This is a genomic window from Vibrio sp. McD22-P3 (genome assembly GCF_021568915.1).
Classification (GTDB): domain Bacteria; phylum Pseudomonadota; class Gammaproteobacteria; order Enterobacterales; family Vibrionaceae; genus Vibrio; species Vibrio mediterranei.
Map to the genome: position 1 here is coordinate 93403 of NZ_JAKGTN010000014.1, position 14534 is coordinate 107936.

Consider the following 14534-nt stretch of genomic DNA (forward strand, 5'->3'; position numbering starts at 1 on the left):
AGAAACCAATGTGTTATCGATGACCAAAGGGCAAATTTATAATAACGACACCAATCAGGCGGTTTAGGATGAAACACACTACTTCATGGAAAGTATCGATTCTATCAGCGCTCATTGCAGCGACGTTTTCAGTACAGAGTGCGACGGTGCCCGATGGCACACAACTGGCTGAGACTCAAAAAATCGTACGTGGCAACGATGCGGAAGTAGCAACGCTGGACCCGGCTAATGCTGAGGGGTTACCAGAAATGCATGTTCTAAGGGACTTATTTGAAGGTCTAGTGATTCAAGACAAAGAAGGAAATGTCATTCCCGGTGTTGCCGAGTCTTGGGAAACTAGTGACAACAAAACCTTTGTCTTTCACTTAAGAAAAGATGCGAAGTGGTCAAATGGCGATCCGGTTACCGCGCAAGATTTCGTTTATAGCCTTAAAAGAGCCGCCGATCCTAACTTTGCCTCGGCTAATGGTTGGTATTTAAAGCTGACCAAAATTAAGAATATTCAAGCCATCATTAATGGAGAAGCGCCGCTAGATTCGTTAGGGGTGAAAGCTGTGGATGATTACACCTTAAAGTATGAGCTGGACAGTCAGGTGCCGTATTTTGTCGCTATGACTGCACATTCATCAATGATGCCGGTCCATAAGTCAAACCTAGAGCAATTTGGAGATAAGTGGACTAGGCCAGGGAATATGGTTTCTAACGGCGCGTTTGTGCTAAAGAACTGGGTCATTAACGAACGTATTGAATTGGCGAGAAACAATCAGTACTGGGATAACGATCATACGGTACTCAATCAAGTCACTTATATTCCGTTTGAAAGTCAAACAGCAGCGATGAACCGCTACGCCTCTGGAGAAGTGGACATTACCTCGGATGTACCAACTGCAATGGCACCAAAGCTCAAGAAAGAACAGCCGGATGCCTATACCGTTGTTCCGTTGCTGTGTACCTACTATTACGCTTTCAATACGACCAAAGCGCCATTTAATGATCCAAAAGTGCGTCAAGCGGTTTCCTACACCATTATGCGTGATGTGATTACAGATGGTGTAACACAAGTTGGAAATCTTCCTGCTTATACGTTTGCTCACAAATATGTAGCGGGCTTTGACGCGACGCAACCTGATTACAGCAAGTGGACACAAAAACAACGTGACGAGAAGGCTAAGAAGTTACTCGCTGAAGCAGGGTACAACGATGCCAACCCACTGGACATTAAACTTCTATACAATACAAGCGAAAGCAATAAATCAATTGCTGTAGCGATTGCGTCAATGCTGAATAAAAACTTGGGGGCAAAAGTAGAGTTAGAGAATCAAGAGTGGAAATCATACTTGGTGGCTCGTCGTGAAGGTAACTTTGACGTACTTCGTACTTCTTGGTGCGGAGACTACAATGAAGCATCTACGTTCTTAAGTCTGATGACGTCTGATAATGCGGGCAACCGAGCGTTTTACAAGAGCAAGGCTTACGACAAGATTATTGATGGAGCACTCGCTGCAACAACAGACGAAGAGCGAGCGCGTTTTTACGATCAGGCAGAATCCTTGTTAGCCCAGGATATGCCGATTGCGCCAATCTATTATTACATGCAAGCTCGCTTAGTAAGGCCGACGGTCGGCGGGTTTCCAATGAATAATGTTGAAGGGCGAATCTACTCCAAGGACTTATATGTAAAAGCGAAATAAAAGTCCACTTAAGACCACCACAATGATTGCCAAGCCAGCTAATTTAAGCTGGCTTTTTTGTGTCGAGTTGAAAAAGCCAGATTGAGCTTTTGGAGCTAAATTCTCTTGATAGCTGCGTCGTTGTAGTTCGGGGACAAAATCGAAAATAGTGTTCATCATAAGGCGACCTAATATAGTGTGGTTGAGTTTTTATGGTCGCATATTGATTCGTTTCCTCAATTGGAAACAAAATTAGGTCTTAATGTGATACTTTGGGTGGCACGATAAGAAACTTGGAACATTTGTACAATGGATGCCATCGCTAAACAGATTTGCGAAGAGTTAAAAAGAGCGCTGAAAAACTCAAAAATGTCTTACTTGGATGTTGCTAAAGCACTTCAGGTGTCGGAAGTCAGTGTAAAACGGATGCTCAACTTACATCAGCCGCTTTCCATTAGTCGGATGAATGACATTGCAGCTCTGATCCAAACACCGTTATCTACCATTGTTTTGAATGCAGAAAACGCTGTCAGTGAAGTGCCAACCTACACAGAACAACAAGATAGCGCGTTTTGTCAATCACCGGAGCTTTATACACTAATAGCTGGCATTATTGATGAGTACCTTAGTGCAGACGACCTCATGCAGCGTTATGACTTAGATAAACAATCTATGTACCTTTATTTACGTGATTTGGAAAATGTTGGGTTGATTGCACTCTCTGAGGGATTGGAGTTTAAGCTGTCGGTACCACGGCACATTGCATTTGGAAAGCATAGCCAGTTCTCAAATTTCTTTAAAAACCAAGTGATTGATGCTCTAAAGACCGAAGTCCAGGAGATAGATCCTGACGATAATAATGTTTACTTGATTAGCGCAAAGCTAACATTAACCGAAGAAGAGTTTCATCAATATAATCTTGAGTTAGAAGAGCTGATGATTAACGCTCATAAACTAAGCCAGAGTCGCTATGATTGCACCGAGCGTTACAACGAATACACCATTGTGGACATGGGAGCGAAAGGTGAATTTCAACCTAAATTGAAATTACCAGGTCCGCATTCATCAATTAAACGCTAATTAAAAAGGGACAGGTCAACTACCCGTCCCAAAGCACCAGCTAAGCCTTACTAATGAGGCGCAGAATCGCTTTATTGATTCCGATTAAGTCATTAACAGTTGATGCGCTATGAATGGCCTCAATTAGTGACTCTTTGCTGCATCGTGGGATGACATCGATATTCTTCACCTTGCCTTCAAGAGTGTTCTTCATTAACTGAAATGTCTTTTGTTCGAACATGTTTATGTGCCTGTGACGTTGTTTTTATTTATTTGGTTTTGAGTCTATCTGACTTTTATGACAGTTAGCCAGACTGCCAAGAGGTAGACTTTAAAATATGTCGTGTGGTATATCAACCGTATTTGAAAAATGATAAAGGCTTCAATAACTCCAATCAAATGCAAAGACTATATAGAACCAAAGAGGTCATTAGGAAGGAATATTGTTGCCTTAGCTCACTAAGATAATAACTTTATTTTCAGTTAGATGCGTGAGGGTGGTTTGCAACTAAATATTAACGACTGCGTAGAATCAGCGATGTAGGTTGACGTTATTGTGATCTGTGCAACAAGTCTTAGATAGAAAAAGCCCTCTATTTCTAGAGGGCTGAAATGTTTTATGACAATTTAGTTTCGGTTATTGTCCAGAAAGCCAAAAAACCGCATCCTTTTCTTTGTCACTTCGAGGCGTTCCTTTTGCGAGGATCTTGTATTGTGTATCCTCACGGAATGGCGTGAACTTGATTATGTCAGTTGTTGAGTTACTTCTATCGAGTAACAGGTAATCGTAGTCAGGGTCCACTCCATCTAAAATGGCCTGAGCACGCTCAACACTGACTTGTGGAACTGCCCAGTCATGGTAGAGGAAGAATATCGACGTCATAGTTTCGGAGAAACGCACGCTTGCAATACGGTCTCTTTTTTCTACTGGCACTTGCTCAACAAAAGCTTTTAAGTCCGGCTTCATGTCTTTTGCAATATCAATCGCTGGGAACAAGTAGTTAAAGGCACTTGAGAAGAATAGGGCAGTGATGATTGCCATCTTGCTCCATTGCGGCCATGGCTTACGTTCTACGAGCACCATCAAAACGATAGCGGCGATAGGTAACAATGCTACCAAGTGCCACGTACTCAACCATTCCATTAGTGCTGGTGGAATTTTTCTCGTTGGCAAAAATCCTGACCATAAAGGCACAACAGCAAATGCAATCAGAACTAATGACATTAGCGCAAGCCAGCCTTTGCGGTACCAGTTAAACCATTTGCCAGAGAAGCTTGTTAACGCATCTGCAATAATAAGAGCAAACAGCGGCATTAGCGGCGCTAAGTACATAGAACGCTTTGTCACTGAGTAAGACAGGACAAAGATAGCGATAGCGAACCAAAAAGCGAAGAAGCCATCTGTCCAAGAGAGTTGTTTTGGTTGGCGTAGCTTATAGATAAAGTTGCCTAGCCACAGTAATAATAGTGGTGTCCATGGCGCACTGTATTCCAGTATACCCTTGACATAATAGAAAGGTTTTCCCGCGTTATTGTGGCCGAGAGTATTTGTTGCAGAGCCTGTCAGTCGGCCTACCTGATTATCCCAAAACCATGCTTTCCAAAGCTCTGGAGAAGCCGTCTTGTAGAAAGGATAAATCCAACTCGCGGCGACTAAACACATCACACTGATACCAATCACATGCATCAGTACAAACTGGCTGGTTGAGGTCGCTTGTTCGGGAAACTGTTTCCTTAGGGTTAAAGCTCGTAATACTAACGGTACCCATGCTAGACCTATACAAAGCACGATGGCGACTGGCCCTTTACTTAAGAAGGCTAGCCCAGTAAATGCACCTGCCACAATTAAATAGCCTAACTTTTGGCGTAGGTAGGCTTCACTAAAGGCCCAAGTTGCAGCGATTGTAGTAAACATTAATGCAGCATCAACTCGCAACCAATGAAAGTTGAGGATAAAACCTTCAAGTGTCCCAAGTACAGCCAGTGCCATCCATGCGAAATTCTCTCCTTTAAATAGGTAAGCGATTCGATATGTAGCGGCAAGTGATCCCAGACACAACAAGGAAAGAGCAAGTCGCCCAGCCATGATGGCGTCCAGTCCCGTTGCGTGCATTAATACGGTTGAGATGATAAAGAACACAGGCGGCTTTTCTACAAATGAAATGCCAGCAAACTGAGGGATGATGAAGTCACCTGTGATGTACATGCTATGAATAATGGCAGCCACACGAGGTTCGTCGGGCGTCCAGACGTCGTGGTCGAATAACCCACTAAATACCACTGCGATGATGGCAAGCAACAAAACGAACTTCCAACTGTTGTTTTGCTCACTTGAATACGATGTTGACACTACTTTTCTCCGTTGACACTGCGAAGGGATATCGCATTACGATCATTCTGTTAATAAAGGTGGTTAATTAAAGCTCAAAATTCTAGAGAGACTGCTTTGAGACAGCAATGCCTAACAGGCTAAATAAACGGTGTTTTTCAAGATAATTAACGCCAAAATGACACGACTATACCTTGATATTAGAGCCGATTATGTATCGACTTTGTAATAGTTGATATCATTATGCTTATTGCGTTATGAATATAAAACTAAATATTTTTATGAATAATGGTTCTAGACAGAGGTCTTGCACAAAAATGTGATTTAGATCTAAAATTGCAACCAAGGTGATGGGGTTCCACCTACTTAACCGCCAAATCGGCTGATGACTCCTACAGTTTCTGAAAACAGGTGTATCTGTTGGGACGATCCTATTTTGGGATCGACGAACTGTAGTTAGATCATTAGTTCCGTTCTACACCTGTTTTCCTTTATCGAGGAAAACGACATGCAATACGCTCACGAAATTCAATCTATGTGCCCAATTCAAAGGGGCGACCTTCATGCATCCGCGCCAATTCCTGTCGAAGGCCGCTGGATCAATCCCAAAGACGTTATCGCAATCTCTGGCCTGAGTCATGGCGTTGGTGCTTGTGCTCCTCAACAAGGTGCGGCGAAGTTAACGCTTAACGTTAAAGATGGCATCGTAGAAGAAGTGCTTATTGAAACAATTGGTTGCTCAGGCATGACTCATTCCGCGGCGATGGCATCCGAAATTCTTACCGGAAAAACCATTCTAGAAGCGATGAATACTGACTTGGTTTGCGATGCAATTAACGTCGCAATGCGCGAGATTTTTCTTCAATTCGCTTATGGTCGAACTCAATCCGCTTTTTCCGAAGGTGGTCTTGAAGTTGGCGCTGCATTAGAAGACCTAGGGAAAACTCAACGCAGTCAAGTAGGAACGAGTTACTCAACCCGAATCAAGGGTCCTCGCTATATGGAAGTAGCTGAAGGCTATGTTACCCAATTAGCGCTTGATGAAGACGGTGAAATCATCGGTTATGAATACCTTAACCTTGGCAAAATGATGGCTCAAATCAATAGTGGTGTGGCCGCTGACGAAGCACTAGCTAGCGCGAAAGGCACTTATGGCCGCTTTGATGAAGCTGTTAAAACTGTTAATCCACGTCAAGACTAAGTTGAGGAATTTATTATGACTATTACTAAACAAGCACTACTTAATGAAATGAACTTCCTCTCAATTGAAGAGGCTTACAACTACTGTCTTGAAATGGGTATTGACCCAAAACAATTGGTTTTAGACACGCAACCAATCGCCTTTGATAATGCATGTGATGCTTATACTTTAGGTACTGCTTTAGCTCTTCATCGTAAAGCAGCGACAGCGGCGGAAGCGGCTTCAACTATTGGTGAGGGTTTGCAAGCATTCTGTAAACCAGGCAGTGTAGCAGCGCAGCGAGAAGTAGGTTTAGGGCATGGTGCGTTAGCAGCTCGATTGCTTAATGAAGAAACACAATGCTTTGCATTCCTTGCTGGTCATGAGTCATTTGCAGCAGCAGAAGGGGCGATTAAAATTGCTCTGAACGCAAACAAATCTAGAAAATCTCCATTAAGAGTTATCCTTAACGGCCTAGGCAAAGATGCCGCTTATCTCATCTCACGCATCAACGGTTTTACTTACGTCCGTACTCAGTATGATTACGCAACTGGCGAACTCAATGAAGTTAGCCGTAAACGCTTTAGTAAAGGCGAGCGCGGAGAAATCTTGTGCTTTGGTGCGGATGATGTCCGTGAAGGTGTGGCCATCATGCATGCCGCTCAAGTTGATGTAAGTATCACAGGTAACTCGACAAACCCAACGCGTTTCCAACATCCGGTAGCGGGTATTTACAAATCAGAAAGACTTAACCAAGGTAAAGCGTACTTCTCTGTGGCTTCTGGTGGTGGTACTGGTCGTACTCTACATCCAGACAATGTTGCGGCGGGCCCTGCGAGCTATGGTATGACAGACACAATGGGCCGAATGCATGCTGATGCCCAATTTGCAGGCAGTTCTTCAGTGCCAGCTCACGTGGCTATGATGGGTTTCATCGGGATGGGTAACAACCCTATGGTGGGAGCGTCAGTGGCGTTAGCGGTAGAAGTGGACCTAAGACTGAATAAATAGCCTTAATCTCAAGAAAACGATATTGGCATTGCAAGATTTTGAAGAGAGTTTGTTTCCTCATAACTATAACAAAACATGTCGTTGAGTATTGCCGCTCCATTGGAGCGGCTTTTTTAGATTTTGAATTCAACCACGTTAGACTCGCTGGCATTGATGAGCCTTTTCACAAAGTCATCCACAGGCATTGGCTTATCGTAGTAATACCCTTGTCCAATCTGGCAGCCGTACTGCGACAGTTTTTCGGCCTGTTCGATTTTCTCAATTCCTTCGGCAACAACAAGTAAGTCGAGGTTTTTGGCCATAGCGACCATGGCCTGTACCAATTGTTGATCCTTAGGGTCAGTGATAATGTCTCTAACAAAGGAACGGTCAATCTTAATTCCGTCTACGGTAAACTTACGCAGGTAACTTAAAGACGAGTAGCCAGTACCAAAGTCATCTAACCATACTTCAATGCCACTCTCACGGATCGCTTTTAGCGTACGTTCTGCCTCATCTTCGTCCTGAAGTAATAAGCTCTCTGTAATTTCGATTCGAATTGCTTTGGCTGGAACTTGATACTTCTCCATATAAAACGCAAACATTTCCACCAAATTCTGTCTGTAAAGTTGCTTCGACGAGATATTGATAGACGCATGGAAATCAGGTGCGAAGTAAGGCGCCCATTGTTGTAGCTGAATACAAAGTCTTTCAATTAACCATTGCCCTAATGGCAATATCATCGCTGTTTCTTCTGCAATAGAGATGAAGTCAACAGGAGGAACGATACCTAAGGTTGGATGTCTCCAACGAACTAGAGACTCAGCACCAAGTATCCGTCCAGTCTTTATGCAAACCAATGGCTGGAACCAAAGTTCGAATTGTTGCAAATCAGACAGTGAACGTCGTAATTCTCGTTCAATATTGGCACGATGTACGACAGACTTGAACATCTTAGGGGTAAAGACCTTATGAGTGTTCTTGCCATCAGCTTTGGCTCGATACATGGCAATGTCTGCGTTTTTGATTAAATCTTCAGAGGTTTTACCGTTATACGGATATCTGGCGACACCTATACTGCCTCCAACAACGAGCTCTTCATTTTCCATCAAAATAGGGGAGCGCACCGCGACAAAGATCTTTTTGATTACGGCGTCTACATCCTCTGTTGTTTTTAAGTGCGGAATAAGCATTAAAAACTCATCACCACCGATACGAGAAATCATGGTCAGTGGATGGTCATTGGTAATGTCACGGGCACATAAACTGAGTTTTTCAGCCAGCCTTATCAGTAAAAAGTCACCACTATCATGACCGTAATTGTCATTGACTACCTTGAATTCATCTAAATCGAGAAACAGCACCGAAAATGAAGTCGCTGGATAAGACTTAATTGTGCTCTGCAGATGCTGTATAAAGCGTGTGCGGTTAGGCAGTTCTGTTAACGCATCGTGATAGGCTAGGTGAGTGATCTTTTGCGTGCGCTGCTCGAGTTTGGTTGCCATTGAACGTACGGCAATACTCAAATCCCCAATCTCATCCTGTCTATCAACCGCAGTGATGTTCTCCGCGCGAGTAAAATCCCCTCGACCTATGGCGTCAGTTTGCTCGGTAAGCTTAATGAGAGGTTTACTCCAACGGCGAGAAATAATGGTTGCGATGATAGCCGAGATAGTCAGTAGTAATACGGCGGCTAGTGCCACGCCGATGTACAGTTCTTCTTTAGAGCGTCGATCGATGGCCTTTATTAGAGTTGTTACTGAATCAATGTCCTTTTGAACCTTATCGAGTGATAGCTCGATAAAAACACCGCCAATTACTTGGTCCGCTGCTGCGATTGGACGGAAAACAGTTAGGCTATCAGGTCCGAAGGACTGAATTGAGCTGCCATAACGTAGTACGCTGCTAATCTGGTTGGGGTAAGGGAAAGGCTTACCGATATTTTCCAGTGATTCATCCCCATCATGAAATATTCGCCCCTGTTTATCGAAGATGACCAGACGTTTAACTTCACCTAGTTGGGTGATTGGCTTAATGAGGTAGCTGGCCTCTTCCTGGTTATACATATAAAGAGGATCAAACATCGCATCTGACAGATAGCTTGACATTTGATCAGCGCGTTTACTCAACTCGGCTCGAAAGGTCTTGCTATTTTGAACGGTTAACTCGTTAAGCAGTCGGCTCGATTGCGCGGAGGAAAGCCATATATGAATACCTGCGCTGGTCAACGTCATGACAACGGCTAGTGCAAATGTCACTAGCATGTATTGTCCTTGTAGTCGTAGTCTCAACTTCATTCAATTACCCTAAATCAGTTGAACCATGCTTCTTCGACTTGAAGACGAGCGGCGTTGTATTGTGGAAATAATGTGAGCTGGGATGCAGGTATCTCATCAAACTTTGCCGTTTTCTGAAACTGTGCAAGTGCAGCAGCGCCCATCGGATCCGAGTCTGCGTTGAGCAATGTATCTTTAACGGTCTGTTTTACCTCTGTTGGTAGGTCGTTTCTGATAACCATGACACTACGAGGAACACTTTCTGTACGATAGAAAATTTTCATGGTCGACTTTATATGTTGAGGCATATCTCCCAAATCGTCCCAATTAGCATTAGAGAAAGCGGCCGCATCTACTTGAGAACGATAGACCCAGGTTGATAACGAGATTTCATCTGCTTTACGAAGAACGTCTCCTGTCAGTACGACACCAACTTTATCTTTTAGAACTGGAGTAAAGGAGCTCGCGAAACGTGTTGGGGCTAGATGATGTTCACTCAGTGTTTTCATCGGCAAGTAAAACCCGGAGGTCGAGCTTTGGTCTTCTAAAGCAATAGTTTTCCCGGTTAGATCGGACAATGAATTGATATCGCTGTCCTTGCGGGCAAAAAACACGGTGTGGTATTCAAATTCACCTTTTTTCCAACGTCGAAGAATAATTTCACCATTATGTTCGCTTTGTAAAGCGAGTGCAGCAAACAGAGTTTCAGATACCAGATCTATTTCTCCAGAATCCAACCATTGTCCGAGCTCTAATGCCGATTTGGTTACCTTGACCTCGGCTTTCGTATACCCATATTGACGAAGATTGTCAGCCAGGTACCTGGCAAGTGGCGCAGAGAAACCAATATGCTTTCGGGCTTTGCTACTGAGTACCCCTATAGTGAATGTTTTACCATCCTCTATACTGTTCCTTGCGTTAGTATTGGCACTGACGATAGTAATGCCAAATACAAACTGAGAAATCAGTAGTCCTAATAACAACTTTAAGCGCATTAATAACTAACCCTTACACAATAGTGCTAAACCTATACTAGTCGATTTGATCTTGAAATCGAGTTTAATCACTGACTTAGGTATACCCTAATCGACCAGCTTAGTTGCTCTACATTACATTAAGTAATGGGGAGCGCAAACCAGCGCTCGGTGCTCTATTGATTGAAATATAGTCGTTCTGTTGCAGTAAATACAGACGAAGTAAACATTGCAGAAATACTAGCACATTCATTAACTTAATGAATGTATTTATATGTATTGCTGGATGATTTAAAGCGCGAATTTAGCGAAGTGTGATTATCTGCTAGAATCCTGAGTTAATTATTCGCCCTTGTTGCCGATAACGAATAACAAGCATTAGATAAAATGGGTCAGTTGTGAAAAAGGTAGTGGTTATTGTATTAGCTGTCGTAACGCTAGTATTAGCTGGTCTTGGTATTGCTTATTATCTGGGCTATTTCAATCAAGATGAGACAGAAGCGATTGTGCCTCGAACACATCCTGATTTACAGAATACAAGCGATGATTCGCCTTCTGACATTGTTGTTGAACAACCCAGTCCGCCTCCTTTACCAGAATACTATTTTGTGGCGAGATCATTCGAGAACGTCCTTACTCAACCCGATCTCGCCTCTGCACCTGATGGTGTGGCGTACTATGGTGAAAAGTTGAAAGTTCTTGAGAGAGAGGGTGAGTGGATACGCATCGCGCCTATTTATCAACTCGGGGAAGGGGCGGAAGAAATATCTCAGTGGGTAAATACAAAGCACCTAGTGACTAAAGAGGTTAACCTGAGTGGCGAGCGTTGGTTAAATGTCTTAACGGACTACATCGAAGGCAGTGACGACTTTATGCTCTATCAAGAAAAATTCTTTGATGCTTCCACTAAACTGGTGAAGCAAAAGCGATGTCGATTGTCTGATTTTGAAGAACTAAGTGGTTGGGTAAAATCGATCAATCATCAAGACAGTGTTTATTTTACCTACTGTGGTGGGATTGAATCGGAGAATAAAGTTTATTTGAATGTCGCGACAGGAGAGTTATTTTAATCTGCTGTGATAAGAATATTACCACCAATAGTTTAATAGTCGTCCTGTTCCCGTTCTGCATTACGAGCCATCTCTTTAGCATACTGTTTGAGGCGCTTAAGAGCGGTGAGGTCGCCTCTCTCGATATGCTCTATGGGCGCGTAACCGTTTAAGTTTTTGGCAGTGTTTCTGACATTAATGAAGTTGTTGATGAAATGAGAGCTTTCGAACGCGTTACGCAGTAGGCCATCAATTTCAACCACTAAGTGAACACGCTCAAGTGTTGAAGGACCAATAGGGACAGTGGCAGGCGTAACTTTTAAGCGAGCATGCTGCTCAGGCGAAATTTCTAAAATGGCTTCTGTCTGTAAATTAGATGCACCCCATCCATCGAGTACGTTTAATGCGTACTTTACTAAGGTCAATTTTTCATTTTGTGACAGTTCCATTGTCATTCCTTTCTATCGTTACTCTTTGACTATAGTTTGCGACATTTATTACCTCAACATGAAGTAAACGGTTTCTAATATTCGATTTAGTATTTTTTATTTGTCTTTGAGGCAACATAGGCAGATAATGCAGATCTTGGTGTCATGAGGCTAGTTTTTTGTCTAAGTTCTATTTGCAGTTTATCGTTTCTCTGGTTGTTGCGTTTTTCGCTCCGCTAGGTGTTGCTGCGTCTGAATCGGCAAATCCACAGAACTCATCTTCTGGTATTTCTCTATGGGAAGATCAAGCTTCACTTGGTGTTTCAACCAGACTTGGCCAGACAACCAGACAAAACCCAACTCCTCAAAAGCCGAAATCAAAGTCATTTGGCGACCACGATGCTAAGGCGATACTCACCGTCTGGCGTTGGACTGGTAACAACAATGAGAACCATGAATTAGAAACGCCTACTTATAGTGTGGTGTTCGATTACAGTTGTAATGGCCAACAAGAGTTACGCAGTGCTGCCGTTAATGAAGCGCTGATAACCCCTTTCTTCCTTAATTATGTCCAAAGCAACCACCGTATCAGTGGTTGGAAAGATGGCAACACGCTCTACGTTTTCCTGAATACCCAATACGCATAGTCCGTTTTCAACCATAAATCTATCCACCTCTACTCCAATGTAATACTTGGAGAATAGTAGGTGTGCTTATCTGTATTAAAAGTTCAGCATAACGCTGAGGGAAAACTATGCGTAAAAAGCCTCAACCGAGAGCAGTATTAAACAAATACTCTACTTGGAAATATATCGTTCTTGTCGTGACCTGTGTGGTCTTGACTCTTAGTGCACTACCGTCTTGGTACGGCGAGAAGCCTGCTATTGAGCTGAAAGTGAGCGAGCACAACGAGCATTTAAACTCGGTATTCAAAATCAATTCCTTGCTTCATGATGACGGTATCAAACCAGAGTCGGTCAGCATGGAAAGCAATGTCGCTCAACTTGTATTTGACAATGAAGCGGAGCAAACCAAGGCTCGAAATGCCCTTGGGGAGTGGGTGGGTAAGGATGACAGCATGTCCTACTCTTACACATCAGTCGCACCCGAATGGCTCCAAACGATGGGCTTTACCCCAATTAAACTTGGTTTGGACTTACGAGGTGGCGTTCAATTCTTATTGAACGTTGACGTAGACCAGGCGGTTTCTGAGCAGCGTGATGCAGTGGTCGATGAGATTAAGCAAGACTTGCGTAAAGAACGTATCTTCGGTGTACAAGTACGCCCTGACACTGATACGGGTATTCGTGTTACTTCAAAAGACAGCGAAGGTGAGATTGCTGTTCGTAAATTTGTGAATGCTAACTACCCAGAATGGCAAGCGAAGGGAGAAGGGGATGAGCTATCTATTAAGATGAAAGCTCAGAACTATGCAGATTTCCAAAATCTAACCATGCAGCAAAACCTAAAAATCATGCGCCAGCGTATTGAAGAATTAGGTATCACGGAAGCAATGGTTCAGCGTCAAGGCGAATCAGGTATTCGTATCGAACTTCCAGGTGTTCAAGACCCATCATTGGCAAAACGCGTGATTGGTGCTACTGCGAGTTTGGCTTTCCATGAAGTCAGCACGTCATCAAACCCGGTGTCTACGCTTAAAGTGAAAGACGAACAAGGCAAACCGGTTACTTTGGTGAAGAAGCCAGTATTGACGGGTGAGCACATTGTTAATGCTCGCGTAGGTTTTGACCAAATGCATCGCCCTGAGGTTGATATCTCCCTCGACCATGCTGGTGGCAAAATGATGAGCGATTTCTCTGCAACGCACATCGGTAAGCCAATGGCGACGGTCTATCGCGAGTACGGTGTGGATGCACGAGGTGAAACTCAGCGCAATGAAAAAGTCATCAGTGTGGCAACCATTCAATCCCAATTGGGTAGTCAGTTCCGTATTACAGGTTCGGGTAACTTGGAAGAAGCTCAGCAACTAGCTCTGCTACTTCGTGCCGGCTCTCTGACAGCGCCTGTGACCATTGTTGAAGAGCGTACTATTGGCGCATCTCTCGGTGCGGAAAATATCCAAAATGGTTTTGCAGCTTTAGCATTAGGCATGGGACTAACTCTGACCTTTATGGCGCTTTGGTATCGTCGATTAGGTTGGGTAGCCAATGTGGCGTTGGTGCTGAATATGAGCTGTTTATTAGGTCTAATAGCACTGGTGCCAGGTGCCATCTTAACGCTTCCGGGTATTGCTGGTTTAGTACTTACAGTCGGTATGGCGGTAGATACCAATGTACTTATTTTTGAACGTATCAGAGATAAATTGGCGGAAGGGCGTAGCTTTGCTCAAGCAATAGACCAGGGTTTCAACTCTGCAGTGGCAACCATTATGGATGCAAATATCACCACCATGATTACGGCGGTTATTCTATATGCCATTGGTAATGGTCCGATTCAAGGGTTCGCATTAACGCTAGGCCTTGGTCTGCTAACAAGCATGTTCACGGGCATTTTCGCATCGCGTGCAATTATTAATTTGAAGTGGGGACGAGACACTCGTCGTGAGGTGAGGGTTTAAT

At 43.6% G+C, this 14534-nt stretch carries 12 protein-coding genes and 1 riboswitch; of the genes, 7 read left to right on the forward strand and 5 right to left on the reverse strand.

All coding sequences use genetic code 11. From position 1 onward, the window contains the following. Positions 1-68 precede the first annotated feature (68 nt). Both L2W36_RS17175 and L2W36_RS17180 read left to right on the forward strand, forming a co-directional pair. The gene (locus L2W36_RS17175; RefSeq protein WP_124941324.1) at positions 69-1691 is read left to right on the forward strand and encodes an ABC transporter substrate-binding protein; all 1623 of its coding nucleotides are present in this window, start codon (positions 69-71) and stop codon (positions 1689-1691) included. 288 nt (positions 1692-1979) lie between these two features. Beyond that, entirely contained in the window at positions 1980-2750 is a 771-nt protein-coding gene (locus L2W36_RS17180) for a helix-turn-helix domain-containing protein (protein ID WP_236110753.1), read from the forward strand. Positions 2751-2790: 40 nt separating this feature from the next. Here the strand turns inward: L2W36_RS17180 and L2W36_RS17185 are convergent, their stop codons facing one another. Continuing rightward, positions 2791-2970: a hypothetical protein gene (locus tag L2W36_RS17185; protein ID WP_006069383.1), complete on the reverse strand. Its 180-nt coding sequence runs from the start codon at positions 2968-2970 to the stop codon at positions 2791-2793. 396 nt (positions 2971-3366) lie between these two features. Next, the gene (locus L2W36_RS17190) at positions 3367-5079 is read right to left on the reverse strand and encodes an ArnT family glycosyltransferase (RefSeq protein WP_124941323.1); all 1713 of its coding nucleotides are present in this window, start codon (positions 5077-5079) and stop codon (positions 3367-3369) included. Between the two features lie 316 nt (positions 5080-5395). Further along, positions 5396-5460, forward strand: a riboswitch (Fluoride riboswitch). A 106-nt stretch (positions 5461-5566) separates the two neighbouring features. Between L2W36_RS17190 and L2W36_RS17195 the strand changes: the two genes are divergently transcribed. Both L2W36_RS17195 and L2W36_RS17200 read left to right on the forward strand, forming a co-directional pair. Next, entirely contained in the window at positions 5567-6259 is a 693-nt protein-coding gene (locus L2W36_RS17195) for an iron-sulfur cluster assembly scaffold protein (RefSeq protein ID WP_006069385.1), read from the forward strand. 15 nt (positions 6260-6274) lie between these two features. Then, entirely contained in the window at positions 6275-7249 is a 975-nt protein-coding gene (locus L2W36_RS17200) for a GGGtGRT protein (protein WP_006069386.1), read from the forward strand. Positions 7250-7362: 113 nt separating this feature from the next. Here the strand turns inward: L2W36_RS17200 and L2W36_RS17205 are convergent, their stop codons facing one another. After that, positions 7363-9525: an EAL domain-containing protein gene (locus L2W36_RS17205; RefSeq protein ID WP_081411515.1), complete on the reverse strand. Its 2163-nt coding sequence runs from the start codon at positions 9523-9525 to the stop codon at positions 7363-7365. Positions 9526-9539: 14 nt separating this feature from the next. Further along, positions 9540-10499, reverse strand: coding sequence for a phosphate/phosphite/phosphonate ABC transporter substrate-binding protein (locus L2W36_RS17210; protein WP_236110754.1), 960 nt, complete (start codon positions 10497-10499; stop codon positions 9540-9542). A 377-nt stretch (positions 10500-10876) separates the two neighbouring features. On the opposite strand from L2W36_RS17210, the gene L2W36_RS17215 reads away from it, so the two are divergent. Next, positions 10877-11548 (forward strand): SH3 domain-containing protein, encoded by a 672-nt coding sequence (locus L2W36_RS17215; protein ID WP_236110756.1) that lies wholly within the window; start codon positions 10877-10879, stop codon positions 11546-11548. Between the two features lie 32 nt (positions 11549-11580). On the opposite strand, the gene L2W36_RS17220 is transcribed toward L2W36_RS17215, so the two are convergent. Then, complete coding sequence (locus L2W36_RS17220; protein ID WP_236110757.1) at positions 11581-11976, reverse strand: hypothetical protein; 396 nt, start codon at positions 11974-11976, stop codon at positions 11581-11583. A gap of 158 nt (positions 11977-12134) precedes the next feature. Here L2W36_RS17220 and L2W36_RS17225 point away from each other — a divergent pair, with 158 nt between their 5' ends. Together L2W36_RS17225 and secD are read left to right on the forward strand one after the other, a co-directional pair. Next, the gene (locus tag L2W36_RS17225) at positions 12135-12602 is read left to right on the forward strand and encodes a hypothetical protein (protein ID WP_236110759.1); all 468 of its coding nucleotides are present in this window, start codon (positions 12135-12137) and stop codon (positions 12600-12602) included. A gap of 107 nt (positions 12603-12709) precedes the next feature. After that, complete coding sequence (gene secD / locus L2W36_RS17230) at positions 12710-14533, forward strand: protein translocase subunit SecD (RefSeq protein ID WP_088878764.1); 1824 nt, start codon at positions 12710-12712, stop codon at positions 14531-14533. Position 14534: the final 1 nt, after the last annotated feature.

Bases quoted from the DNA above. Each gene is read 5' to 3' on its own strand.
- L2W36_RS17175 (WP_124941324.1), top strand. From the start codon at position 69: ATGAAACACACTACTTCATGGAAAGTATCGATTCTATCAGCGCTCATT.
- L2W36_RS17185 (WP_006069383.1), bottom strand. From the start codon at position 2,970: ATGTTCGAACAAAAGACATTTCAGTTAATGAAGAACACTCTTGAAGGC.
- L2W36_RS17200 (WP_006069386.1), top strand. From the start codon at position 6,275: ATGACTATTACTAAACAAGCACTACTTAATGAAATGAACTTCCTCTCA.
- L2W36_RS17205 (WP_081411515.1), bottom strand. From the start codon at position 9,525: ATGAAGTTGAGACTACGACTACAAGGACAATACATGCTAGTGACATTT.
- L2W36_RS17220 (WP_236110757.1), bottom strand. From the start codon at position 11,976: ATGGAACTGTCACAAAATGAAAAATTGACCTTAGTAAAGTACGCATTA.
- L2W36_RS17210 (WP_236110754.1), bottom strand. From the start codon at position 10,499: ATGCGCTTAAAGTTGTTATTAGGACTACTGATTTCTCAGTTTGTATTT.
- secD (WP_088878764.1), top strand. From the start codon at position 12,710: ATGCGTAAAAAGCCTCAACCGAGAGCAGTATTAAACAAATACTCTACT.
- L2W36_RS17195 (WP_006069385.1), top strand. From the start codon at position 5,567: ATGCAATACGCTCACGAAATTCAATCTATGTGCCCAATTCAAAGGGGC.
- L2W36_RS17180 (WP_236110753.1), top strand. From the start codon at position 1,980: ATGGATGCCATCGCTAAACAGATTTGCGAAGAGTTAAAAAGAGCGCTG.